Genomic DNA, 25,002 nt, shown 5'->3' on the forward strand with positions numbered 1-25,002 from the left:
AAACAAAGCCAATCACACATCAAAAACACGACATCTGTATTTAGCCGGTGGTACGACATTTCAATTTTGCTTTGACACGCATCATTATGCGTTTTGACGTTTGTCATCAAGAACATAGCGGCCGCGCCAGGGTCGAAGCGTTAAGAATAACGCATAGACATCGAGTAAATGCCGAGTGCGGTCAGAGCGGGCGGCCCTAACCAGGTTTCTTATTGTCGCGTCGAAGAAGGCCGGATGGCCGCCGTTAAACCAAGCTTTGCTTAAGTTGTCCGTTACAGACGCTGAACCGACTGACGTTACATGCGGCTCAGCGCGCTGGTTGCTCGGCAGCATGCGATCAAACTCGCCCTTGACAAATTGAGTAGCACTCGCAAGCGCTGGCTTCCAACGCGGCGCGGTCTAGCAGCCTGATGCGACCGCGGCTGGTACGAACAACTCCCGCGCGATGCAATTTTCCGGCGGGCTCCGTAAAGCCCTTCGCGACGGCCGCCCAGGCTGTCAGCGATTCTCTGGTGAGTAATCGCATCTCATCCGACCGTACCCGGTCAGGCTAATTTAAGAGCCACGAAGACGCCGTTGACCGAAGTTGCGCAAACGGCGGCCTGCAATCCGCATCACTCCATGAGCAGGGCCGTCACGCTCTTGCAGTCCAAGGAACACGGCGGACGCGTAGAGGTGGCGGCGGCAGGCCGCGACGGCATGACAGGCGTCCCGATTACTTTCACATCCCCGTCAGGATAGAGGAGCGTAACGCGTCGTAAGGACTCTGAACGGCCTAAGTGCGCACTGAGTGAGGCTGGACTTATACGATAAGCAAACCCTGTACGTCGGACCTGAACACGGGTGGGCGAACCGACAAAGCTTTCCGAGCGAGGACTCGCCGATGCGAATCGCAGTGGGACCCAAGTGGCGAAACCGGCGAATCAATCGAGACGGTCCGGTTCGCCTCGGTGCTCAAAGCTCGTTCGATTTAAGATGGCACATATCGGCCACGACACGGAGACTATACGCATGATCGAGTTCTACTTTCACCCGACGCCCAATCCCGCGAAGATCGCGCTCTTCCTTGAAGAATCCGGTCTGCCCTACGAGGTGAAGCCCGTGGACACCAGCAAGGGCGAGCAGCATTCGGCCGAGTTCCGTGCGATCAACCCGAACGGCAAGGTGCCCGCCATCGTGGACACGGAAGGGCCCGGCGGCAAGCCCGCTGTCGTGTTCGACTCGACCGCGATCCTGCTTTATCTTGCGGAGAAAACGGGGCAGTTCGCCGGTGCGCCGGAAGATAGACCGCAGCTGCTTTCGTGGATGCTGTTCGTTGCAAGCGGTCTCGGGCCGTTTTCGGGGCAGGCGGTGCACTTCCAGTACGCGGCTCCGGAAGGGCTGGAATACGCGGTGAACCGTTACCGGCGAGAAGCGGATCGGCACTATCAGGTGTTGAACGACAGGCTGAAGGACCGCGATTACATCGTGGGCGACAGCTATACGATCGCCGACATGTCGGCGTGGGGCTGGCTCGATCGGGCATCACGCGTGTTTAAGTCGAGCGACGACCCCCTCGGCCCGTATCCGGAACTCAAGCGCTGGTTCGCGAGGATCGACGCGCGGCCCGCCGTCGAACGCGCACGCGCCGTGAACAGGACGCATGCGTTCAAGACAGTCAACGACGACGAGACGAAGCGTGCGTTGTTCCCGTCGAACTACCCGAAGACGGCGTGAGAGTTTGTCTAAAAGATCAAGGCCATCCCTGTAGCCGCATCGGCGAGCAGGATGGCCGAGTCGGTTCTCGCCCGATATCGACGCGAGCCTGACCGGCGACGCCTACTTCTCGATCTGCTGATTCCAGCGCTGATCCCACTGCGCGCGATTAGCGTTGATCGAGTCCCAGTCCACCACGGTCACCTTCCTCACGAGCGCGTTCAGGTCGCCGAGATTCTTCTCCATGTCCGGCGTCATCTTCGCCTGCGAGTTGGTGGGAATCTGCTTGCCGGCCTCCGCCGCCTTCGCCTGCGCGGGCGCGGACAACAGATATTGCGCGAGCTTTTGCGCGAGCGCCGGGTCCGAATTGTTCTTCACGACGCACACATCCACGAGCAGCAGCACGGCACCTTCCTTCGGCGCGACGTAGGCCACCGGCAGGCCCTTGTCCTTGAGATCGCCGATGGCGGTCGGCGTGAGCGGGAAGAGGCCGGCTTCGCCCGTCGTGATCATCTCCGAGAGCTTCGCCGAGTTCGGAATGTATTCGACGACATTCGGACCGACCGTCGTCGCCCATTTGCTGAAGCCCGGCTCGACGTTCTTCTCGCTGCCGCCCCACAAGCGGTTGAGCGCGAGAAAACCGTGCAGGCCGAAGGTGCTGCTCGACGCCGACTGGAACACGACCTTGCCCTTGTACTTCGGATCGGCGAAATCCAGCCACGAGGTCGGCGGCGCCCAGCCCTTTTCCTTGAAGAGATTCGTGCTGTAGCCGATGCCGGTCATGCCGAGCTGCACGCCCGCGCCCATGTCGTCCTTCAGGCGCGCGAACGGATACAGCTCCTTGAGCACCGGCGCATCGTCGAGCTTCTGGCACACGCCCATGCTGACGGCGCGGGCCATCACGCCGTCATCGAGGAACGCGACGTGAATCTGCGGACTGTTGCGATTCGCGAGCAGCTTCGCCAACACGTCGGACGAGGTGCCCGGCACCACGACCACCTTCACGTTGTTGGCCTTCTCGAAGTCGGGCAGCACCTGGCTCGTGTAGGCCTTTTCCATCGGCCCGCCGTTCATGCCGATGTAGATCGTCTTGCTCTGCGACCAGGCCGCAGACGACGCGCCGAGCGCAACGAGCGTGGCGAGGGAAACGAGTGTGCGAGGCAGCTTCATCGAAATTTTCCTTGTTATGAGTGGGGGATGGCGGAAAGAGGCATCGAACTGAACCGTCCGATCGAAAAGGCCTCGATCGGCGTGCTGGTTTCGCCCTGCGTGACGAGCTCGGCGAGCACTTCGCCGACGCCGGGCGCAAGCAGGAAGCCGCCGCCCGAAAATCCGAATGCATGAAGCAGGCGCGGCGTGGTGCGGCTGGGTCCGATGACCGGATTGTTGTCCGGCGTCTCGCCCTCGACGCCGCTCCACGTGCGAATCAGAAGCGCATCGCGCAATGCGGGCAACAGCGCACAGGCGTCGCGCATCACGGCGCGCGTCGTCGCCGTCGATGGCTGCGCGTACTCGCCGTCGCCATGACCGCGTCCGCCGCCGATCACGCAGTTGCCGCGCTCGACCTGCCGCGCGTAGATGCCACCGCCGACCACGCCGAGACTGTGGCCGATGAACAACGGCAGCGGCTCGGTCACCCACATGTTCGGATAGATGGCCTTCATCGGCACGCTTTCGCCGAAAATGCCCGCGATGCGATTCGCCCATGCGCCCGCGCTGTTCACGAGCCAGTCGGCGCTGATGCGTTCATCGCCCGCGCGCATCTGAAAGCGCGTGCCGTCGAAGACGATGTCTGCGAGCTCGGTCTGCTCGCGCACGTCAGCGCCGGCGCGGCGTGCCGCATGCGCGAAGCCGGGCGACACGAGGCGCGGATTCGCGTGGCCATCGGTCGGACAAAGCGAACCGCCGATCGCCGCCGCGCCGAGCCACGGATAGCGCGCGCGAAACGCCGTCCCGCGCATCACCTCCGATTCGACGCCGTGTTCGCGCGCCATTGCCGACCATTGGTCGAGCACGTGGAGATCGGCTTCGCGCCGCGCGAGCCGCAGATGACCCGACACCACGAGTTCGCCGTCGATGCCGATCAATTCCGGCAGCCGCGCATAGACGCGGCGCGCGCGCACCGCGAGCGGCAGTTGCTCTTCGGTGCGTCCTTGTGTGCGCACGCCGCCGTAGTTCACGCCGCTCGCCTGTGCGCCGCAAAAGCGCCGTTCGACGAGCGCGACGCGCATGCCCTGCTTCGCGAGCGCGAGGGCCGTCGAGGAACCGACGAGTCCGCCGCCCGCAATGACGACATCGAAATGACGCGCGTCATTCATCGTGCGCTTCCTCCGGCTGCACGCGCACGCCGTCGTCGTAGAGCATCGGGGTGATCGGAATCGGTTTGACGGGCGCCTGACTGCGCAGACGGCCGACATCGGCGAGCGTCTTGCCTGTTTCGGCGGCGAGCAGGGCGATGGCGGACTCGCCGCACATGCGCCCCTGACAGCGCCCCATGCCGATGCGCGTGAGCGCCTTCAGGCGGTTGACTTCCGTGGCGAGGCCGCTGCGGATGCACGCGCGCAGGGCGCCCGCGGTGACGTCCTCGCAGCGGCAGACGACGAGATCGTCGGGCCAGCGCTGTGCGGCGTTTGCCGGCGGCGCGAATGCCTGCTCGATGCCGGCGCGGAAAGCGGCGATGCGCGCGAGTTCGCGTTCGAGCGCCGATGCATCGGGCGGGGCGCTCTCGTGGGCCACGAGGCCGATGTCCTCGATCAGCGCGAGCGCCGCGCGCCGTCCGGCGAGTTCGGCGGCGTCCGCGCCCGCGATGCCTGCGCCGTCGCCGGCGAGATAGACGTGGCGCACGGAACTGCGGCCCGCCGCGTCGCGCTCGGGAATCCAGCAGCGATTGAGCGCGTCGAAGCGGAAGCGGCAGCCCGCGAGATCGGCGAGCTGCGTTTCGGGGCGCAGGCCGAAGCCCATGCCGACCGCGTCGCATTCGAGCGTGCGCGTCTCGCCGCGACGCGTGCGCCAGCGGATGCCGCGCACGGCGTCGTCGCCTTCGATGCCCTCGAGCGTGACGCCGCGCTCGATGCGCACGCTGCGCGCGTGCAGCCATCCGACGTAGTACATGCCCTTGGCGAACGTCGAAGGCTGGTTCAGCATGCGCGGCGCGGCGGTGGCCTGACGCGAGAGCGGGTTCGTGTCGAGCACGGCCGCGACCCGCGCGCCTGCCTTCACATACTGGTAGGCGACCAGATACAGGAGCGGCCCCGTGCCCGCGAGCACGACGCGCGAGCCGATCGCGCAACCCTGCGCCTTCAGCGCGACCTGCGCGCCGCCGAGCGTGAAGACGCCCGCGAGCGTCCAGCCGGGGATTGGCATGATGCGATCCGTCGCGCCGCTCGCGATGATCAGATGCGTGAACGGCACGCTCGCTTCGCGGCCCGCGTGGAGCGTGTCGAGCCGGTTGGGCTCGCAGGACCAGACGAGCGTGTCGGGGCGATAGTCGAGCTTCGGCAGCAGGCTGGCCATCGTGTCGTGCACGGCCGCGGCTTTTTTGGCCTCGAAGCCGTAGAGCGTCGATTTGCTGCGCGCAAAACCCGCGTCGGCCGGCGGCTGACGATAGATCTGCCCGCCCCAGCGCGCGTTTTCATCGATGACGACGGGACGAATGCCCGCCGCCACGAGCGTCTGTGCCGCGCGGATGCCCGCAGGCCCCGCGCCGACGATCACCACGCGCGCAGCCGCGCTCATCGCGTCTCTCCGGAGTGCGTGACCACGCGCATGCCCGCTTCGATGCGCGTCGAGCACGCGCGCATGCGCCGGCCGCTTTCATCGCGCACCCAGCAGTCCTGACAGGCGCCGATCAGGCAGAATCCGGCGCGCGGCTTGCCGCTGAATTCGCTGTGCCGCACGTGACGTTGCTGCGTGAGGATCGCGGTCAGAAGCGTGTCGCCGGCGAGTGCGTCGGCTGGCGCGCCGTCGAGAACGAAGGAGATGCGCTCACGGTCTTGCTCGACGAGGCGAACGAACTGCGGCGCGTGATGAGGCGTTGCGTGGCTCATGAGGATGAGTTCAGTGCTGGCCGATCAGAATGCGGTTGAGCCCGTACACGCGGTCGAGGATCAGCATCGCGCCCGCGGTGATGAAGATCACCAGCGCGGAGACGGACGCCATCATCGGATCGATCGATTCGGTCGCGTACATGTACATGCGCACCGGCAGGGTGACGGTTTGCGGCGAGGTGACGAAGACCGACATCGTCAGCTCGTCGAAGCTGTTGATGAACGCGAGCAGCCAGCCGCCCGTGATGCCGGGGAGGATCAACGGCCATGTGACGCGGCGAAAAGTCGTCCACGCGCTCGCGCCGAGCGACGCGGCGGCGTGCTCGATGCTGCGGTCCATGCCGCTCACCGAGGCCAGCACGAGCCGCATCACGAACGGCGTGATGACGACCATGTGCGCGAGGATCAGCCACGTGAACGAGCCGGTTGCGCCGATCAGCGCGAAGAAGCGCAGCATGGCGATGCCGAGCACGAGCCCGGGAATCACGAGCGGCGAGAGCAGCAGCGCATTCAGGAAGTTGCGTCCCGGAAAGCGCGCACGGCCGATCGCGAGTCCCGCGGGTAGCGCGATGACGAGCGAAAGCGTAGCCGAGGCGAACGCGAGCTTCACGCTGTTGAGAAACGCCGAGATGAAATCGGGATAGTCGAGAATCGCGCGGAACCAGCGCAGCGAGAGCCCGCGCGTGGGCAGCGTGAGCGTCTCCTCGGGCGTGAACGCGACCAGCACGACGATGACGAGCGGCGCCAGCATGAACAGGATCACGAACGTGTGAAACGCCAGCGCGACGGGACCGTTTTTGCGCATGATGTCTGCCTCGCCCTAGCCCATGCTGCGCGCGTAGCGCCGCTCGAGCACGCGGTAATAAGTGAGCATCACCACAAGATTGGCGATGAGCAAAAGCAAGGCGATGGTGGCGCCGAGCGGCCAGTTCATCGAACTGAGGAACTGGTCGTAGACGGTCGTGGCCGCCACTTTGAGACGCCGCCCGCCGAGCAGGCCGGGAATCGCGAAGGCGCTCGCGGAGAGGCCGAACACCATCAGGCTGCCCGAGAGAATGCCCGGCACGAGTTGCGGCAGCACGATGCGCCTCAGCGTGACGGCGGGCGAGGCCATCAGCGAGAGCGCGGCGTTTTCCGTTTGCGGATCGATGCGTTGCAGCGCGGTCCACACCGGAATCACCATGAACGGCAGCATCACGTGCACGAGCGCGATGACGATCGCGAACGTCGTGTACAGCAGCTTGTAGGGCCCCATGCCGAACACGCCGAACAACTGGTTCACCAGTCCGTTCACGTTGAGCAGCATGCTCCAGCCGAACGCGCGCACCACGACCGACACCAAGAGCGGCGCGAGGATCACCAGCAGAAATACCGAGCGCCACGGATCGCCCATGCGCGACAGGATGTACGCCTCCGGCGTGCCGATCACGACGCACAACAGCGTCACGAGCGCGGCGATGCCGAAGGTGCGCAAAAAGATCGTGTGGTAGTAGGACGAGCCGAGCACTTCGGCGTAGTTATGCAGATCGAACGCGGCGACGGGCCCGAGCGGCGGATCGAAGCGGTAGAAGGTCAGGCCGAGCGTCATCGCGAGCGGCACGATGACGAGCACCGAAAACAGCAGCAGCGCGGGCGCGCTCATCATCCACAAGGGCAGATAGGCGTGCCACGGGGCGCGGCGTGCGCTTCCCGAACCGGCCGCCGCGGCGGATTCCGTCGAGCGCAAGGTGCTATCCACGGGCGGCCTCCTGAATGAAGCGGATCGATTCCGCATTCCAGTCGATACCCACCTGCGCGCCTTCTTCGAGCGGCTCGTCGCCGTGATTCTGGCAGCACACGAGCATTTCGCCGGCGGGGCTGTCGAGCCGGTAGAGCCACTGGCTGCCGAGGAAGAAGCGGCTCGTCACGCGGCCCGGCAGACGTCCGCCGCCCGCCGCGCCGAGCCTGAGCTTTTCCGGGCGGATGCACACCGTGACGGCGTCGCCGACTCCGATCGCGCGCTCGCGCTCCGGCAACTGCGAGGTTGAGCCCGTTTCCGCGAGATCGTGGCCGAGATCGATGCGAATGGCGTCGCCGTCGCGCGCGACGATCGTTCCGCGCAGCATGTTGGCCTTGCCGATGAATTGGGACACGAAGCTCGTCTCGGGACGTTCGTACGCGCGATACGGCGTATCGACCTGCGTGATGCGGCCCGCCTCCATCACGACGACGCGATCGCTGATCGACAGCGCTTCGGACTGGTCGTGCGTGACCATGATCGTCGTGGTGCCGATCTTGCGCTGGATGCCGCGCAACTCGAACTGCATGTCCTCGCGCAGTTTGGCGTCGAGATTGGACATGGGTTCGTCGAGCAGCAGCACCGGCGGCGCGATGACGATCGCGCGAGCGAGCGCCACGCGCTGACGCTGGCCGCCCGAGAGCTCGCGCGGAAAGCGGTGCGCGAACTTGTCGAGCCGCACGAGCGACAGCGCTTCCTGCACGCGCTCACGGCGCTCGCGCTTGTCGATGCCGCGCATCTCCAGGCCGAAGCTCACGTTCTGCTCGACGCTCATGTGCGGAAAGAGCGCATAGCTCTGGAACACGATGCCGAGGCCGCGCTTGTTCGGCCTCATGTGCGTGATGTCGCGGCCGTCGAGCAGAATGCGCCCGCGCGTCGCTTCGATGAAGCCCGCGATCATCTGCAGGGTCGTGGTCTTGCCGCAGCCGGACGGGCCGAGCAACGAGACGAATTCGCCTTTTTCGACGGTGAGGTTGACGTCGGCGACCGCGTGCAGATCGCCAAACGACTTCGACAGATCCGTCAATGTGAGGAACGACATGGCCTTTCCCTTCGGCGTAGCGGGCGCCGGCTGTATGTGATGAACTCGATGAAATGGACTTTAGCCAGCCATATTTCGGCCAGTCAAACTGAAATTCCATCTGTCGATAAAGACCTCATATGAAATTTCGATTGACGGAATATAAACGCGATGTATGCGATATTTGTTTCACTCAGTGTGATTTGGGTAATCCCCGAGTCCGACGCGCATTGTGCGATGCGGCCGTATCGGGTCGAATAGGCGGCACACATGAGCAGCATCAGTCGCATTCCGTTCAATGGAATGAATGAGGCCCGGATGAAGGCATCGAACGAAGAAAACAGAATGGACGCACCCGGGACGGGCGCGCTGCAACGCGCATTCGCGGTGATCCGCGCGCTCGGTGAGGATCAGGCGGAAGGAAGCCGCGTCACGGCGCTTGCGAAGGCCGTTGGTCTCACGCAGGCTACCGTGCATCGGATACTCCAGGCGTTGATGACGGAAGGCGTGGTGGAGCAGGACGAAAACAGCAAGCGCTATCGGCTGAGCGTGGATTTCTTCTCGCTGGCGGCGCAGGCGGGCAATCCGAGCCGGATGCGCACGTTGTGCCGGCCCGCGCTGCTGCGTCTGTGCGCGAGTCTCGGCGAGACCATCTTCCTGCTCGTGAAAAGCAGCTTCGATGCGGTGTGCCTCGACATGTGCGAAGGTCCGTATCCGATCCGTTCCTTCACGGGCGATGTCGGCGGCCGAGTCGCGCTGGGCGTGGGGCAGGGGAGCCTCGCCATTCTCGCGTTTCAGCCGGAAGCGGAGCGCGAAGAGATCATCCGCTACAACGTGCCACGGCTGCACAACTACGGCGTGTTCGACGAGGTGTATTTGCGCACGGAGATCGAGCGCGTGCGCGCGCAGGGGTACGCGGGCCGCAACAGCGGGTTGATCGATGGCATGGCGGGCGTGGCGGTGCCGATTCTGGACCGCTCCGGGAATGCGCTCGGCGCGTTGAGCGTCGGCACGCTGTCGACGCGCCTGGGCGAAGACCGCCTGCCGATGGTGGTCGAACTGCTGAAGCGCCAGGCGCAGGCGCTCGGCCCGCAAATCAATCCGTTCGATGTGGCCGTGCGCCGTCCGGTTCATGGCCTGACGCGCGCGATGGCGACCAGGCCGCTGTCGGGGCCGGCGCAATAGCGGGCTCGCTGAAAAGCGCTGCTCTTCGTGGAGACGACAGGTCAGAGTCGAACTGAGAAAGCCACGGGGCTCGGACCGGCGACGGCTGAATCCCACCAACGTCAATTGTTGCCGTGGCCGGCCGTCCAACATTCCTAAGAGTGCGAGATCGGCCTCTGGGATCGAGGATCGCGTCCCATTGGTCATCATCACCCACAGCTTCGGCAGATTTTCACGTGCGACCGCATTTTGTTCTGGTTAGGACGAGCAAATCCTGCACAGAAAGTTGTCCCTGCCGCCATCCAAGCAGACCTCAGTTATTGGTTTGTATATATTTTGGAACGCTGTGCTAAGCGAGAGACTAGCTGCGAAGGGAGAAACCATGCGCTGGGTGATGTTGTCGATTTTTATCGCTTGCGCTGCGTACACCCACTGGCGCGGCAAGGTTCGGCACGGGTTCTTCCGCCAGCTTTCTGACCATTCGACTTTCATGTCGCCGCTAAACGGTTTCGTGTACATGTTCTCGCGCGTGCCGTCGACACCTTTTCTCGAGCCTTCCTTCTTTCGGCTGGCGGCGCTTTTACCTGAAATGGTATGACCGCCCTCATCCGTCCGCCGTCGCACAGTGTCCGAACACGGTCTCAATCCTGCAAAAGGTTCCGACGGTAAAGGCGGCGATGTTCGCCATGCTGCCGCCCGGCGGCGTGCTTACGCTGCACCGCGATCCATACGCGGGATCGCTGCGCTATCACCTGGGACTGGTGACGCCGAACGACGACAACTGCGCGATCATCGTCGACGGCCAGCGCTATTCATGGCGCGACGGCGAGGAAGTCGTTTTCGACGAAACCTATCTGCACCGGGCCGAAAACAAAACGGACAAGGACCGCATCATCCTATTCTGTGACATCGAGCGGCCGATGAAATACCGATGGGCGCAGGCGTTCAACCACGCGGTAGGCGGCTTCCTGATGCGCGCGGCGACCTCGCCGAACGAGATGGGTGACCGTACCGGCGGCCTGAATCGCGCGTTCAAGTATTTGTATTCGATCCGGCTCGTCGGCAAGCGTCCGAAGGCGTGGAACCGGATCGTCTACTACATCGTGAAGTGGCTGCTGTTCGGCGGATTAGCGGTTGCGATTTTCTGGCGCTACTGAGGCCAGCCGAAGTTAAGCCAGCCCAGACCTGGCGGTGCCGTGACGCGGCGAACACCCCTAGGGACCGGATCGCGCGTCAGATCTGGGACGAGCGCGACGCGTTCGTGTATCGCAGCGCGCCCCTTGCGCAATCGATCGGTGAAGGCGCGGCGCTCGCGCGCGACACCGGCAAGCCCGTGCTGCTGCTCGATCACGGCGACGATTGCATGTCGGGCGGCACCTGCGACACGACCGACGCCTTCGAAGAAGCGCTGAAACAAGGACCCGCAGGCATCGTCGTCGGGCCTTTGTGCGATCCCGAAGCGGTGGCGGCGCTCTTCGAAGCGAGCGAGAGCGCGACGGTCACGGTCGGCAACAAGCTCACGAGTGTCGCATCGCTCGGCAAGCCGCCGCTCGAAGTGACGGGAATCGTGCGCGCGCTGACCGACGGCGAATTTGTGATCAGCGGCCCGACCTACACGGGACAGCGCGCCTACATGGGCCGCGCGGCGGTGATCGAGACGCCGGCGGCGCGCATCCTCGTGACGGAGCGCACGCACGAGCCGTGGGATCTGGGCGTGTTCGAAAGTGTCGGTATCGATTCCCGCGGCGCGCGGTTCCTGATCCTCAAGTCGCGCCTGTATTGCAGACCGGTGTTCGTGCCCATCTCGGGCGGACTCGTCGAGTGCGATAGCCGTGGCGCGACGAGCTCCGACTACGGGCTCTTTACATTCGAGAATCTGAAGCGGCCGGTCTATCCGCTGGATTCGAACGCCGAATATTGAGCCAAAAGACCACGGAATAATGCGGCCCCGTCGGATGTTCTGACTCAGACATCTGAACGGAGCAACGCGACATGACCGATGAAAAGCGTAAAGCCAGGCACCCAGACATCAGCCCCGATTCTCTTGACCGATTCGCCAGAAAGACTGCTTCTGCACTGCGCGCACGAGTCGCACAAAAACCGCAGCGGGACATGTTCGACAAAGGTGAACTTTGGCGCAGACATCAAAGGGACAACGGACAGATCGAGGCGATCGACAAGCTCTCGCGCGCGAATCTCGCCCGCCTGCGCGCCAACCTGAAGAGGCTTAGCCCGCTCGAGTACGACTTCGTTACGAAGTTCGACAAGCGGCCGTTCTACGCGACGCACTTCACGCCCGCCGAGCGTGACCGCGGCGGGGAAACCACGTTGTATTCGCGCAAGAAGCTGATCGAAAAGGGCATCACGTTCGATCTGTCACATTCGCAGGCAGCCGATCTCGCCGAGGCGGCCAACGACGACTACGTTTTCTTCTCGCTCGAATGTGGCCGCACGCCGAAGAAGGCCAGCAGCCGGTTCGGGGACGTGTTGTACCGTTTCGATCTTGCATCCTCGCGAGTCGGCTCGCGCTTCGAACATGCGTGGCTGAGCCTCAACGACATGGTCGCACCGCCGGACAACACTCTCCCGCGCCGCGTTCCCGGGCTCCCTGAAAGCGATTACCGCAAGGTCAATAACGCAGTCGACGTTTACAACAAGCCAACCTATGTCTTCTCGGGCGGCTCGATGATGGTGGGCGTGGCGTTATCGATCGTGGAACTCACGCGCGACTTGAGCCCGGGTTCACAGCGCAAGCTTCTTTCCGCTTTATCCGACGATGACACCGACAAAACCCTAAACGGCCTGTTCAGGCCGGAACTCAAGCTGGCACGGTTTCTAATCACCGACGATTTCGAAAAGCATCTAGGTGCGACCGGCGGCGCCGCTCCGCCGTCGCCTCCGTCGCCTCCCGCATCGCCGACCTACATGGACATTCTGGACGCGTACCACGGTGGGCCCAGTCGCGGCTCGGATTCCGACTCCGCCTCGAATTACAGCCAGGATTCGATGGAATAGCCTGCGGGGCTCGGGTGTTATGAAAGGGCCAGCGCAAGTCCCCACACGCGTGGCGGCTTCCAAACAGGGATTCAGGAGAGCACGAGATGAACGGTCTGTCACGCACCATGCACGCCTTGAGCGGCGTCACTTTCATGATCGTCGCGTGCGGCGCGGGCGCACAGGCGGCGTCGATCGATTTGCCCGATGCCCAGCCGCTGCTGCGAACGACTGCGTCGGGCGAGCAGATCTATTCGTGTGAATATGGCGCGGATCGCGTGCTCGGCTGGGTATTCAAAGCGCCGCGCGCCACGCTTTCCGATGAGAGCGGCGCACCCGTCATCGAGCATGGGGCGGGACCGTCCTGGCAAGCCGGGGATGGTAGCCGGATCGAAGGTCGCGTGCTGGCACAACGTCCGAGCAAGACGCCGAACAGCGTGCCCGAACTGCTGCTCGAAACGCGCTCGACGGGCACGGCGGGATTGCTGGCTTCGGTGCGTCGCGTGCAGCGCGTCAATACGATCGGCGGCGTAAAGCCGCAAACATCGTGCACGCAGGAGCACGAGTTAGCCGGTTCGCCTTATACGGCCACCTACATCTTCTATCGATAGACCATCCCGTCGAACTTGCATCGGAATATTTCGTTACCGGTCGATCAGGATAACAAAATAACCCCTCTCACTCCAACGCTGACATGAACACTGAGCTCATCACGCATCAGAGCTGGAATCGCTGGCTCTCACCGCTCACGGACGATGTCCCCTGCGGGCCCGACCTCGAGTACGACCCTCAGTTTCGCGAGTTCGAAGAGGCGATCGAGGGTCGGCCGGAAGCGGAGTATGGCGCGACGCTCGTCGCCGCCGTGCCGGCCGACTGGACCGTCGTGGACTCACTCGGCACGGCGCTGATGGAGCGCACGCGGGACCTGCGTGTGATCGTGCCGCTGGTGCGGGCCCGGCTGGCTCGCGAAGGCGTCGAAGGACTGAACGATGGACTCGCGCTCACGGTCGCACTGCTCGAGCAGCGATGGCAGCACGTGCATCCTCAACTCGATGCGGGCGATGCCGACGATCCCACCGCGCGCGTCAATGCGCTTGCCGCATGGGTCGATCCCGCTGGCTTGCTGGCCGAGCTGGCGGACACGCCGCTGTCCGGCCAGGGGCAGCCGATCACGCTGCGCGAATGGACGTACGCCAGCGGCGATGCCCGCGCACCCGATGGCCGCGCGATGCGTAGCGCGTCGGAGATCGAGGCGGCGATCGCGGCTACACCCGAAGCATCGCTGCGCGCGAAGGCTGCGTTCGATGCCGCGGCCGCTCACGTCGAGGCGCTCGAAACGCTTCTGTCGGCGCGTGTCGGTGCGGCACGGACGCTCGATCTCGCTCCGTTGAAGACGCTGTTGCAGCGGGCGAGAGCGCTTTTTGGCGGATGTCTCGGGAATCGCACGGATGCGCCCGTGCCGGGCGAGCGTGTATCGACGGCGGCCGGGGCGGGCGGCGTCATCAACAGCCGCGCCGACGTGGCGGCGACGCTTGCGCGCCTGTGCGAGTACTACGCGCGTCAGGAGCCCGCGAGCCCCGTGCCGCTGCTGCTCGGGCGCGCCATCACGCTGATCGACAAATCGTTTGTCGATCTGATGAAGGACCTCGCGCCGGAAGGGCTGGCGCAACTCACCCAAGTGGTCGGCGTATCGGCGGTCGAGTCGTTCGACGACTGAGCCTCACGCCGCGCTTTTCAACCAGGAGCACCGACAGATGGCCAAAGAGAGCAGTCAGAAATTCATCGCGCGCAATCGCGCGCCGCGCGTGCAGATCGAGTACGACGTCGAGGTGTACGGCTCGCAGAAGAAGGTCAATCTTCCCTTCGTGATGGGCGTGCTGTCCGACTTGTCCGGGCAGCCGCAGGAGGACTTGCCGCCTGTTGCGGAGCGCAAGTTCCTCGAGATCGACATCGACAACTTCGATGAACGCCTGCGTTCGATGAAACCCCGCGTCGCCATGCAGGTCGATAACACGCTGACCGGCGAAGGCAAGATCGGCGTCGACATGACCTTCGAGAGCATGGACGACTTCGAGCCCGCCGCGATCGCCCGCAAGGTGGAACCGCTCGCGAGGCTGCTCGAAGCACGCAGTCAGTTGCGCAACCTGCTGACCTACATGGACGGCAAGACCGACGCCGAGAAGCTCGTCGCGCGGCTGCTCGAAGACCCGGCGCTCATGAGTTCGCTGGCCGCCTCACCCAAGCCCGGCGAGCATGCCGGAACCCAGGACACCGAATAAGGGAACGACGATGGCAGAAACCAACTTCGATCAATCCGTCGAGCGCGATCGGCAACCCGCCTACAAAGCCGGCGACGCAAGCCCGTCCGGCGACTTCCAGCAACTCCTGCAGAAGGCGTTTCGCCCCCGCTCGGACAAGGCCCGCGAGGCGGTCGAAAGCTCGGTGCGCACGCTTGCCGAGCAGGCGTTGCTCGACACCCAGCGCGTGTCCGACGATGCGCTCGCGACCATCGAAGCGCTGATTGCGCGTATCGACGAAAAGCTGAGCGCGCAGATCAACGTGATCCTGCATGCGGGGCCTTTTCAGAAGCTCGAAAGCGCATGGCGTGGCCTTCACTATCTCGTCACCAACACCGAAAGCGACGAGAGTCTCAAACTGCGCGTGATGAACGTCTCGAAGGCAGACCTGCACCGTTCGTTGCGCAAGTACAAGGGCGTGGCATGGGATCAGAGTCCGCTCTTCAAACGGCTCTACGAAGAGGAGTACGGCCAGTTCGGCGGCGAGCCGTACGGTGCGCTCGTGGCCGACTATTACTTCGACAACAGCGGCCCCGATGTCGATTTCCTCACGCAGATCGGCAGGGTGTCGGCGGCGGCGCACGCACCGTTCATCGCCGGCGCGGATCCTGCCGTCATGCTGATGGATTCGTGGCAGGAGCTTGCGAACCCGCGCGATCTCACCAAGATCTTTCAGACGCCCGAGCACGCCGCGTGGCGTTCGCTGCGCGATTCCGAGGACTCGCGCTACATTGGTCTCGCCATGCCGCGCTTTCTCGCGCGCACGCCCTATGGCGCGAAGACGAGCCCGGTCGACGCGTTCGATTTCGAGGAAGACACGGCGGGCACGGATGCATCGAGATACGCATGGGCGAATGCCGCCTATGCCATGGCCACCAACATCAACCGCTCGTTCAAGACGTGGGGATGGTGCTCGCGCATTCGGGGCATCGAGTCCGGTGGCGCGGTCGAGAATCTGCCGGTCCATGCGTTCCCGACCGACGACGGCGGCGTGGACATGAAGTGCCCGACCGAAATCGCCATCAGCGACCGCCGCGAGGCCGAACTCGCGAAGAACGGTTTCATGCCGCTCGTGCACCGGAAGAACTCGGACTTCGCGGCATTCATCGGTGCGCAGTCGCTCAACAAGCCGATCGAGTACGAAGACCCCGACGCCACCGCGAACGCGAACCTCGCGGCGCGTCTGCCGTATCTGTTCGCGTGCGGCCGCTTTGCTCACTACCTGAAGTGCATCGCGCGCGACAAGGTGGGCAGCTTCAAGGAGAAGGACGAGATGCAGCGCTGGCTGCAGGACTGGATTCTCCAGTACGTGGACGGCGATCCCGCGAACTCGTCGGAAGAGACCAAGGCGCGCCGGCCGCTGGCCGCGGCGGAAGTCGTCGTTGAGGAAGTGGAGGGCAATCCGGGCTACTACACGTCCAAGTTCTTCCTGCGGCCGCACTACCAGCTCGAAGGCCTGACGGTGTCGTTGCGGCTCGTCTCGAAGCTGCCCTCCGCAAAAGCCGCCTGAACGGCACACACGCTTTAGCGCAGTCAATTCATCATCGATAAGGAAACGTCATGGCAGTCGATATTTTTCTGAAGCTGGACACGGTCAAGGGCGAATCGCTGGATTCGAAGCACAAAGACGAGATCGACGTGCTCTCGTGGAGCTGGGGCCTGTCGCAGTCGGGGACCATGCACCTTGGCACGGGCGGCGGCGGCGGCAAGGTCGCGGTGCAGGACCTGACCATCACGAAATACACCGACCGCGGCACGCCGTCGATCATTTCCGCGTGCGCCACCGGCAAGCACTTTCCGACCGGCAAGCTCACGGTACGCAAGGCGGGCGGCACCAAGCCGCTGGAGTACTACACCATCGAGCTCGAAAAGATCATCGTGACGAACTACGCGACCGGGGGCTCGGACGCCGAGGATCGCTTCACGGAGACGGTCACGCTCAACTTCGAAAAGTTCCACGTGACGTATCAGCAACAGGACCCGAGCACCGGGTCGGCGCGGGGCGGCGTGGTGGAGAGCAAGTGGAACATCCCCGCCAACGCGACCGCGTAAGCGAGGCATCCGCATGAGAAACGCGGACAGAGTGCGGCCGTCGCTGCTCGACCGTCTGACCGATCATGCGCCCGGCGCATCGCGCGAAGCGCGCGAGCACCGGGCCAGTTCGGCGCGCGCGCAACGCCTCAGCGTAATGCGCGATATCGGCTGGCTGCTCAACGCGCAGGGTATCGCGTCGGCGCAGGATATCGCGCGTTTTCCGGAAGTCGCGGCATCGGTGCTCAACTTCGGCTTCGCGGACCTGGCCGGCAAGAGCGCGTCGAACGTCGATGTCGGACGCATCGAACGGCTGATGAGCGACGCCATTGGCACGTTCGAGCCGCGCATCGTGCCCGGTACGCTGCGGGTGCGCGCCATGCAGTCCGGCGACGCGGCCATTCAGCACAACGCGCTGGCCTTCATCGTGGAAGCGGATCTGCATGCGCATCCGGTGCCGGATCGCCTCTATCTGCGCACGGAGCTCGATCTCGAAGCAGGCAAGGCCAAGGTATTCGAAGGAGCCATGGAGCGATGAACCCCGACCTCATCCAGTACTACAGCCGCGAATTGCAGCATATCCGCGAAATGGGCGGGGAATTCGCGCAGGCGTTTCCGAAGATCGCGGGACGGCTGGGCCTCGAAGGCTTCGAATGCGCCGATCCTTACGTCGAGCGTCTGCTGGAAGGTTTCGGCTTTCTCGCCGCCCGCGTTCAGATGAAGATCGACGCGGAGTTTCCCCGCTTCACGCAGCATCTGGCGGAACTGGTCTATCCGCACTATCTGACGCCGACGCCCGCGATGACCGTCGTGCACGTGCAGTCTGACATGACGCATCCCGCGCTCGCCGAGGGCGTGCCCGTGCCGCGCGGCACCGCCTTGCACGGCCGGCTCGACGGTGAACGCGCGACGCGTTGCGAATTCCGCACCGCGCATGCGTTGACGCTGTGGCCCATCGAACTCTCGGCGGCGCGGCTCTTCACGCATACCGGCGCGATCCCGGGTATCGACGCGCGCCTGCCTCGCGGCGTAAAGGCGGGCCTGCGTCTGACCTTGCGCGCGGCCGGCGGGCGCAAGCTGCGCGACCTCGCGATCGAGCGTCTGCCCATTTATTTGCGCGGCAACGATGGCGTCGCCGCGAAGCTCTACGAGTTGTTGATTGGCTCGACGCTCGGCGTCGTGGCGGGTGACGCCGTGCTGCCGGCCTCCGCGCTGCGCCCGCTCGGTTTCAGCGATGAGGAAGCGTTGCTGCCCGTGAGCGAGCAATCGTTTCCGGGCTATCGGCTGTTGCAGGAGTATTTCGCCTGCCCGCAGCGTTTCATGTTCGTCGGTATCGAGGGACTGCGTGCTCAACTGGCGCGCTGCGACAAGAGCGAGATCGAGCTGGTCGTGCTGCTGTCGCGCGCGGACACCGCGCTGGAACAGGTCGTCGATCAGGCGAATTTCGCGCTGCATTGCACGCCCGCGATCAATCTGTTCCCGCGCCGCGCCGATCGCATCGCCGTGACGGGCGAGCAGTTCGAACATCACGTCGTCGTCGATCGCACGCGGCCGCGCGATTTCGAGGTGGTCCGCATTCAGGGCGTGACGGGATACCGTGCGGGCGGCGGCGAGATCGCATTCCAGCCGTTCTACCGCATGCGCGATCTCGGCATCGACGAGCCCGATGCCGCGTTCTATCAGGTGCGTCGCGAGAAGCGTCTGCCGTCGGCGCGCGAGAACGAGCGCGGCGTCCGGTCTGCCGCGCGTTCCTCGTATGCGGGCAGCGAAACGTGGATTGCGCTCGTGGACACGCGCGAGTCGCCTTATCCCGCCGATCTTCATCAGCTCGGCATCAGCGTGCTGTGCACCAACCGCGATCTCACGCTGACCATGCCCCTCGGACGCGGCGAGACCGATTTCACGCTGGAACTCGAAGCGCCCGTCGCGGCCGTGCGCTGCGTGGCCGCACCGAGCCGTCCGCTGCCTTCGTACGCGCAGGGCGCGGTCGCATGGCGGCTGCTGAGCCATCTGTCGCTGAACCACGGCTCCCTCGTGGACAATGCCGACGGTAGCGGCGCACGCGCCATGCGCGATCTGCTCGCGCTCTACGCACCCGAAGGCGACAGCGCGGCCGCGCGTCAAATCGATGCACTGCGCTCCATTCGCTCGAACGCGGTCACGCGCCGGTTGCCCTCGCGCGGCCCTATCGTATTCGGGCGCGGCCTCGCGCTCGACGTGCTGCTCGACGAGAGCGGATTCGAAGGCGCGAGCGCGTTTCTGTTCGGCGCGGTGCTCGCGCGCTTCTTCGAGCAATACGTCTCGTTGAACGCCTTCACGGAAACCATCGTGTCGTCGGCGACGCGCGGTGAAATCATGCGCTGGGCGCCGGAGAGCGGACGATGCCGGACGCTGTGACCTTGTTCGAACGCTTCGCCGCCGATGCGAACCGCTTCGATTTTTTTCAGGCGGTCAGGCTCATCGACGCGGCTCATCCGGCCTGGCCGCGCACGGGCGCGTCCCTGCGTCCGCGCGACGATGCGGTGCGCTTCGGCCAGGAACCGGAGTTGATCTTCTTTCCGACCACGCTGAAGCACTTCGTCGGCATGCAGGCGCAGCCGCCCAGGCTCGCCGTCAACTTTTTCGGCCTGCTCGGACCGAATGGCCCGATGCCCACGCATCTGAGCGAATATGTGCGCGATCGCGCGCGCAATGCGGGCGATCCGACCTTTGCGCGCTTTCTCGATGTCTTTCATCACCGCATGACGTCGCTGTTCTATCGCGCATGGGCGGCCGCGCAGCCGGTCGTCAGTCTGGATCGCCGCGACGACGATCGCTTTTCGTCCTATGTCGGCACGGTGTTCGGGCTCAATCAGCCATCGCTGCGCCACCGGGACTCGGTGCACGATTTCGCCAAGCTGCATTTCGCCGGGCTGCTGGCGGGGCCGACGCGCCATGCCGCCGGCTTGCGCTTGGTGCTGTCGCGCTATTTCGGGCTGCCGGTGCAGGTGACGCAGAACGTCGGTCACTGGCTGAAGCTGCCTGACGAGGCACGCTCGCGGCTCGGCGCGCCCGACGACGGCGCGCGCATGGGCGTCGGCACGATGCTCGGCGCGCGCGTGTTCGATCGCCAGCACAAGTTCCGCATCGTGCTCGGCCCGCTTTCGCTGCAGGACTACGCGCGTTTCCTGCCCGATGGCGCGAGCCTCGTGCGCCTGGTCGACTGGGTGCGCTTCTATGTGCGCGACCCGCTCGAATGGGACGTGAACCTGCAATTGCAGCGCGCGGACGTCCCGGGTCTCGCGCTCGGGCGGCATCGGCGACTCGGCTACACGACGTGGCTGCATGCGCGAGTGCCAAGCCGCGACGCGACACAGCTCATGCTTCGGCCGCTCGCCTCATCTCATGCAAAGGACTAGCTCAATGGCAGACATCAGCCGTGCCGTCATGTTCGGCAAACTCGACACGCTCAGCTTCCGCGCGATGGAAAGCGCCACGACGTTCTGCCGTCTGCGCGGCAATCCGTATGTGGAGGTCGTGCACTGGCTGCATCAGGTATTGCAGTTGCCGGATTCCGATCTGCATCGCGTGATCCGCCATGCGGACATCGATCCGGCGGTGCTCGCGCGCGATCTGACCGATGCGCTGGACCGTCTGCCGCGCGGCGCATCGTCGGTGACGGATATCGGCGCGCAACTCGAAGAAGCGGTGGAGCGCGGCTGGGTGCATGCATCGCTGATGTTCGAGGCGCATGCGATACGCAGCGCGCATGTGCTCGTCGGCATGTTGCGGACGCCCTCGCTGCGCAACGTGTTGCGCGGCATCTCGCGCGAGTTCGACCGCGTGAAGACGGACGATATCGTCGAGCGTCATGCCGATCTGTTCGACGGCTCGCCCGAAACGCAGCCGCCGACGGCGCCCGCGCCGCAGCCGCCGGCGGACGCGGGCGCGCCGCGGTCGAACGACGCGTTGCAACGCTTCACCGTCGATCTGACCGAGGACGCGCGCTCGGGCAAGCTCGATCCGATCGTCGGCCGGGACGAGGAAATCCGCCAGGTCATCGACATTCTCATGCGCCGCCGGCAGAACAACCCGATTCTCACGGGCGAGGCCGGCGTCGGCAAGACGGCGGTCGTGGAAGGGCTGGCGTTGCGCATCGTCGCGGGCGATGTGCCGCCCGCCTTGCGGCACGTGAGCCTACGCACGCTCGACGTGGCGCTGCTGCAGGCGGGCGCGGGCATGAAAGGCGAGTTCGAGACGCGTCTGCGTCAGGTGCTGGATGCGGTGCAGTCCGCGGAGAACCCGGTGATCCTCTTCATCGACGAGGCGCACACGCTGATCGGCGCGGGCGGGGCGGCGGGAACCGGCGACGCGGCGAATCTGCTCAAGCCGGCGCTGGCGCGCGGCGCCGTGCGCACGATCGCGGCCACGACGTGGTCCGAATACCGGCGGCACATCGAGAAGGATCCCGCTCTCACGCGGCGTTTTCAGGTCGTGCAGGTGCATGAGCCCGACGAAACGCGCGCGGTGACGATGATGCGCGGCATCGCCGCTGCGCTCGAGGCGCATCACGGCGTGCAGATCCTGGACGAAGCCGTCGAGGCGGCGGTGAGGCTTTCGCATCGCTATCTGCCGGCGCGTCAGTTGCCCGACAAGTCGGTGAGCCTGCTCGACACCGCCTGCGCGCGGGTCGCCGTGAGCCAGCATGCGACGCCGCCCGCCATCGACGATGCGCGGCGGCGCATCGAGACGCTCATGACCGAACTCGACATCATCGCGCGCGAGGCCGCCATCGGCATCGATACGGCGGCACGGCACGAAGCGGCATCCGCGGACCTGCAGCTTGTCAACGCGCATCTGGAGGACCTCGAAGCGCGCTGGCACGCCGAGCGCGGCATGGTCAAGGACATCCTCGCACGCCGCCGCGCGTTGCGCGAGCACGCACCCGACGCGGATCTGACTGCGCTGCGCGAACGTCAGGCGCAACTTGCCCTGCATCAGGGCGAAGCGCCGCTGATCCTGCCCGGCGTCGATCGTCACGCGGTCGCGGCGGTCGTTCAGGACTGGACGGGCGTGCCCGTGCTCAACATGCTGAAGAACGAGGTCGGCAATGTCCTGCGTCTCGACGAACTTCTCGACAGACGCATCATCGGGCAGCACCACGCCACGCGCATGATCGCGCGCCGCGTGCAGACCTCGCGCGCGGGCCTCGACGATCCGAACAAGCCCGTCGGCGTGTTTCTGCTGGCCGGAACTTCGGGCGTCGGCAAGACGGAGACGGCGCTCGCGCTCGCGGAAGCGCTCTATGGAGGCGAGCAGAATCTCATCACCATCAACATGAGCGAGTATCAGGAGGCGCATACCGTGTCGCTCCTGAAGGGCGCGCCGCCGGGCTATGTCGGTTTCGGCGAGGGTGGCGTGCTGACCGAGGCGGTGCGCCGCCGTCCGCATAGTGTCGTGCTGCTCGACGAAGTCGAAAAGGCTCACCCGGATGTGCACGAACTGTTCTTCCAGGTCTTCGACAAGGGCCGCATGGACGACAGCGAAGGGCGTTCTATCGATTTTCGCAACACGCTGATCCTGCTGACCACCAACGCGGGCACCGACTGTATCGCGGAACTGTGCGCCGGCCCGCGGGCACCCGCGCCGATGGAGGTGATCGAGCGGGAACTGCATGCGCAACTGCTGCAGACTTTTCCGCCCGCGCTGCTCGGGCGCATGGTGACGATTCCGTATTACCCGCTTTCCGGCGACATGCTGCGCGCGATCATCCGGCTGCAACTCGGGCGCGTGGCGGAGCGGGTGAATGGCACGCATCGCGTGCCATTCACTTACGACGATGACGTCGTCGCGCAGATCGCGCTGCGCTGTACGCGGCTGGAAAGCGGCGGCCGCATGATCGACGCGATCCTCACCAACAGCGTGCTGCCGCGCATCAGTACGGAGTATCTGTCGCGCGTGATGGCGGGCACGGCCCTTTCGCGCGTGCATGTGGGCGTCGAGGACGAGGAGTTCACGTATGCCTTCGACTGAACGCCATGTGCGCCTGAATTGCGCGGCGCTCGGCGGCGATGCCGTGTTCCTGCGCATGTCCGCCAGCGAAGCGCTCGGGCGTCTGAGCCGTTACGAGATCGTATTTCTTTCGATGCGCAACGACATCGATCCGGGCAAGGTGCTCGGGCAGGACCTCACGGTAACGCTCGACTATCCGGCCGGCGGTGCGCGCGAGTTCAACGGCATCGTGACGACGCTGCGTCTCCTGATTCCCGGCGACAGCACGAAGAACCGCATGGCGCGCTACGAAGCGATCGTGCATCCGCGCATGTGGCTGCTCACGCGCGCCGCGCACCGGCGCTTCTACCATCAGCGCACGGTGCCGCAGATCGTGTCGAAGGTGCTCGAATCGTACGACGTCGATTTTCGCAACGCGTGCACGGCGAGTTATCCGCCGCTCGATCATTGCGTGCAGCACCGCGAAACGGATTTCGATTTCGTCAGCCGCCTGATGGAACGTGAAGGCATTCACTACTTCTTCGAGCACGAAGGCGGCAAGCACACGCTCGTGCTCGCGGACTCCGGCGCTGATCACCGGCCCATCGCGCATTACGGCACGGTGCCGTTTCAGGCGTGGGACACGCCGCGGCAGGACGAGGAGTGCGTGTATCGCTGGCTGTCGGGCGCGACGCTGGAAACGGGGCGCTACGAAGTCAACGATTACGACTTCGAGAAAGCCTCCGTCAGCAACAGCGAAGGGCTCGTCGCCCGGGCCACGCGCGGCGCGCCGTACGACCCGCCGCGCTACCTGATGCAAGAGCATCTGACTGGGCATCTGTCGGCGGGCGACGGCGAGCGGCTTGCGCGCGTGAACGTCGAGATCCATCAGACGCAGAACGATTCGATCGAAGGGCGCAGCACCGCGCGCGGCATCGCGGCGGGCGGGCTGTTCCGTCTTCGCGATCATCCGGCGAGCGCGCAGAACCGGCAGTATCTGGTGATCGAAAACCACGCGGAGATCGTGTCGGATGCCTATGTATCTTCCGACGATCCGAGCCAGCCGCTCTTCGATTGCCGCTTCCGGGCGATCCGCGACGGCACTACGTTCCGCTCGCCGCGCGTGACGCCTGCGCCGCGCGTCGCCGGACCTCAGACCGCCGTGGTGATCGGGCCGCCGGGAGAGGAGATTCCCACGGATCAATACGGTCGCGTGAAAGTGCGGTTTCACTGGGAACAACTCACGCAGACCGACGGCGCAAACCCGCTCGACCGCTGCTGGGTGCGCGTCGCGCAAGGCTGGGCCAACCGGCGCTGGGGCGCGATGTTCCTGCCGCGCATCGGGCAGGAAGTGCTCGTCGAGTTCGTCGAAGGCGACCCGGACAGGCCGGTGATCACGGGCGCCGCCTACAACTCGACCAACATGCCGCCGTATGAATTGCCCGCGCAAAGCGCCGTTTCAACGCTGAAGAGCCAGTCGACCAAAGGCGGCAACGGCTACAACGAAGTCCGTTTCGACGATCGCAAGGGCAGCGAGCAGATGTTCTTTCATGCCGAACGCGATCACGAAACCTGGATTAAGAACGACGCCCTGATGAACGTATCGGGCGAGCGCCACGTGAGCATTGGCGGCGACGAGTTCCGCGCGACGCGCGGCGCGCGCAACGATTCCGTCACGGGGCGAAGCACGTCGCGCGTGCTCGGCGGCGTGTCGGCGGCGAGCATGACGACGCACGACCAGTTCGTCGGCGAGACGTATTCGCTGGAAGCGGGCGCGACGGTGCGCATCAAGGCGGGCGCGGCGGTGGAAGTCGAGGCGAGCGCGACCATCGCATTGCGCGCCGGCGCGTCGTACATCCTCATCGGGCCCGAGACGATCGAGATGTCGAGCTTTCCGATTCCGATCGGCCCGGGCGTGCCGCCGGTGCCGCTCGTCATTCCGCCCGCGCCGCCCGCGCCGCCGCGCGATGCCGACAATGGCGCCAGCAAGGGCCGCAGATAGGAGAT

20 protein-coding genes and 2 pseudogenes are annotated in these 25,002 nt (G+C 64.9%); 15 read left to right on the forward strand and 7 right to left on the reverse strand.

Features of this window, described 5'->3' with window-relative positions; all coding sequences use genetic code 11:
* The first annotated feature begins 1,011 nt into the window (after positions 1–1,011).
* The gene (locus tag NCT05_RS32080; protein ID WP_250504072.1) at positions 1,012–1,716 is read left to right on the forward strand and encodes a glutathione S-transferase family protein; all 705 of its coding nucleotides are present in this window, start codon (positions 1,012–1,014) and stop codon (positions 1,714–1,716) included.
* Between the two features lie 102 nt (positions 1,717–1,818).
* On the opposite strand, the gene NCT05_RS32085 is transcribed toward NCT05_RS32080, so the two are convergent.
* The 7 genes from NCT05_RS32085 to NCT05_RS32115 are packed head-to-tail and all read right to left on the reverse strand — an operon-like array spanning position 1,819 to position 8,560.
* Positions 1,819–2,865 carry an ABC transporter substrate-binding protein gene (locus NCT05_RS32085; RefSeq protein WP_250504073.1) on the reverse strand — a complete coding sequence of 349 codons (1,047 nt, stop codon included), beginning with the start codon at positions 2,863–2,865 and terminating at the stop codon, positions 1,819–1,821.
* Between the two features lie 14 nt (positions 2,866–2,879).
* On the reverse strand, positions 2,880–4,013 hold the full coding sequence (locus NCT05_RS32090; RefSeq protein ID WP_250504074.1) for an NAD(P)/FAD-dependent oxidoreductase: 1,134 nt from the start codon (positions 4,011–4,013) through the stop codon (positions 2,880–2,882).
* On the reverse strand, positions 4,006–5,430 hold the full coding sequence (locus NCT05_RS32095; RefSeq protein ID WP_250504075.1) for an FAD/NAD(P)-dependent oxidoreductase: 1,425 nt from the start codon (positions 5,428–5,430) through the stop codon (positions 4,006–4,008). The genes NCT05_RS32090 and NCT05_RS32095 overlap by 8 nt, the downstream gene beginning before the upstream one ends.
* Positions 5,427–5,741 carry a (2Fe-2S)-binding protein gene (locus NCT05_RS32100; protein ID WP_250504076.1) on the reverse strand — a complete coding sequence of 105 codons (315 nt, stop codon included), beginning with the start codon at positions 5,739–5,741 and terminating at the stop codon, positions 5,427–5,429. Before NCT05_RS32100 ends, NCT05_RS32095 begins: the two co-directional genes overlap by 4 nt.
* A 10-nt stretch (positions 5,742–5,751) precedes the next feature.
* A complete protein-coding gene (locus NCT05_RS32105) occupies positions 5,752–6,546 on the reverse strand; it encodes an ABC transporter permease (protein WP_250504077.1) in 795 nt (264 codons plus the stop codon).
* A 15-nt stretch (positions 6,547–6,561) separates the two neighbouring features.
* The gene (locus tag NCT05_RS32110) at positions 6,562–7,479 is read right to left on the reverse strand and encodes an ABC transporter permease (RefSeq protein WP_250504078.1); all 918 of its coding nucleotides are present in this window, start codon (positions 7,477–7,479) and stop codon (positions 6,562–6,564) included.
* A complete protein-coding gene (locus NCT05_RS32115; protein WP_250504079.1) occupies positions 7,472–8,560 on the reverse strand; it encodes an ABC transporter ATP-binding protein in 1,089 nt (362 codons plus the stop codon). The genes NCT05_RS32110 and NCT05_RS32115 overlap by 8 nt, the downstream gene beginning before the upstream one ends.
* A 282-nt stretch (positions 8,561–8,842) precedes the next feature.
* Here NCT05_RS32115 and NCT05_RS32120 point away from each other — a divergent pair, with 282 nt between their 5' ends.
* From NCT05_RS32120 to NCT05_RS32185, 14 genes and pseudogenes are all read left to right on the forward strand, one after another.
* A complete protein-coding gene (locus NCT05_RS32120) occupies positions 8,843–9,724 on the forward strand; it encodes an IclR family transcriptional regulator (RefSeq protein WP_250504103.1) in 882 nt (293 codons plus the stop codon).
* 361 nt (positions 9,725–10,085) lie between these two features.
* A pseudogene (locus NCT05_RS32125) lies at positions 10,086–10,860 on the forward strand (aspartyl/asparaginyl beta-hydroxylase domain-containing protein).
* Between the two features lie 56 nt (positions 10,861–10,916).
* A pseudogene (locus NCT05_RS32130) lies at positions 10,917–11,624 on the forward strand (MlrC C-terminal domain-containing protein); the annotation flags it as partial.
* Between the two features lie 71 nt (positions 11,625–11,695).
* Positions 11,696–12,718 carry a hypothetical protein gene (locus NCT05_RS32135; protein WP_250504080.1) on the forward strand — a complete coding sequence of 341 codons (1,023 nt, stop codon included), beginning with the start codon at positions 11,696–11,698 and terminating at the stop codon, positions 12,716–12,718.
* Positions 12,719–12,804: 86 nt separating this feature from the next.
* Positions 12,805–13,308 carry a DUF3455 domain-containing protein gene (locus NCT05_RS32140; protein WP_250504081.1) on the forward strand — a complete coding sequence of 168 codons (504 nt, stop codon included), beginning with the start codon at positions 12,805–12,807 and terminating at the stop codon, positions 13,306–13,308.
* A gap of 83 nt (positions 13,309–13,391) precedes the next feature.
* On the forward strand, positions 13,392–14,414 hold the full coding sequence (gene tssA / locus NCT05_RS32145; RefSeq protein ID WP_250504082.1) for a type VI secretion system protein TssA: 1,023 nt from the start codon (positions 13,392–13,394) through the stop codon (positions 14,412–14,414).
* Between the two features lie 37 nt (positions 14,415–14,451).
* Complete coding sequence (gene tssB / locus NCT05_RS32150; protein WP_250504083.1) at positions 14,452–14,976, forward strand: type VI secretion system contractile sheath small subunit; 525 nt, start codon at positions 14,452–14,454, stop codon at positions 14,974–14,976.
* A gap of 10 nt (positions 14,977–14,986) precedes the next feature.
* Positions 14,987–16,504, forward strand: a complete 1,518-nt coding sequence (gene tssC, locus NCT05_RS32155; protein WP_250504084.1) for a type VI secretion system contractile sheath large subunit — start codon at positions 14,987–14,989, stop codon at positions 16,502–16,504.
* 50 nt (positions 16,505–16,554) lie between these two features.
* The gene (locus NCT05_RS32160; RefSeq protein WP_250504085.1) at positions 16,555–17,046 is read left to right on the forward strand and encodes an Hcp family type VI secretion system effector; all 492 of its coding nucleotides are present in this window, start codon (positions 16,555–16,557) and stop codon (positions 17,044–17,046) included.
* 13 nt (positions 17,047–17,059) lie between these two features.
* Positions 17,060–17,563, forward strand: a complete 504-nt coding sequence (gene tssE, locus NCT05_RS32165; RefSeq protein ID WP_250504086.1) for a type VI secretion system baseplate subunit TssE — start codon at positions 17,060–17,062, stop codon at positions 17,561–17,563.
* Positions 17,560–19,422, forward strand: coding sequence for a type VI secretion system baseplate subunit TssF (tssF, locus tag NCT05_RS32170; protein WP_250504087.1), 1,863 nt, complete (start codon positions 17,560–17,562; stop codon positions 19,420–19,422). The genes tssE and tssF overlap by 4 nt, the downstream gene beginning before the upstream one ends.
* Positions 19,407–20,423: a type VI secretion system baseplate subunit TssG gene (tssG, locus tag NCT05_RS32175; protein WP_250504088.1), complete on the forward strand. Its 1,017-nt coding sequence runs from the start codon at positions 19,407–19,409 to the stop codon at positions 20,421–20,423. Before tssF ends, tssG begins: the two co-directional genes overlap by 16 nt.
* A 4-nt stretch (positions 20,424–20,427) precedes the next feature.
* The gene (gene tssH, locus NCT05_RS32180) at positions 20,428–23,037 is read left to right on the forward strand and encodes a type VI secretion system ATPase TssH (RefSeq protein WP_250504089.1); all 2,610 of its coding nucleotides are present in this window, start codon (positions 20,428–20,430) and stop codon (positions 23,035–23,037) included.
* Positions 23,024–24,997 carry a type VI secretion system Vgr family protein gene (locus NCT05_RS32185; RefSeq protein ID WP_250504090.1) on the forward strand — a complete coding sequence of 658 codons (1,974 nt, stop codon included), beginning with the start codon at positions 23,024–23,026 and terminating at the stop codon, positions 24,995–24,997. Before tssH ends, NCT05_RS32185 begins: the two co-directional genes overlap by 14 nt.
* Positions 24,998–25,002: the final 5 nt, after the last annotated feature.

The organism is Caballeronia sp. AZ7_KS35 (assembly GCF_023631045.1).
Taxonomy (GTDB): domain Bacteria; phylum Pseudomonadota; class Gammaproteobacteria; order Burkholderiales; family Burkholderiaceae; genus Caballeronia; species Caballeronia zhejiangensis.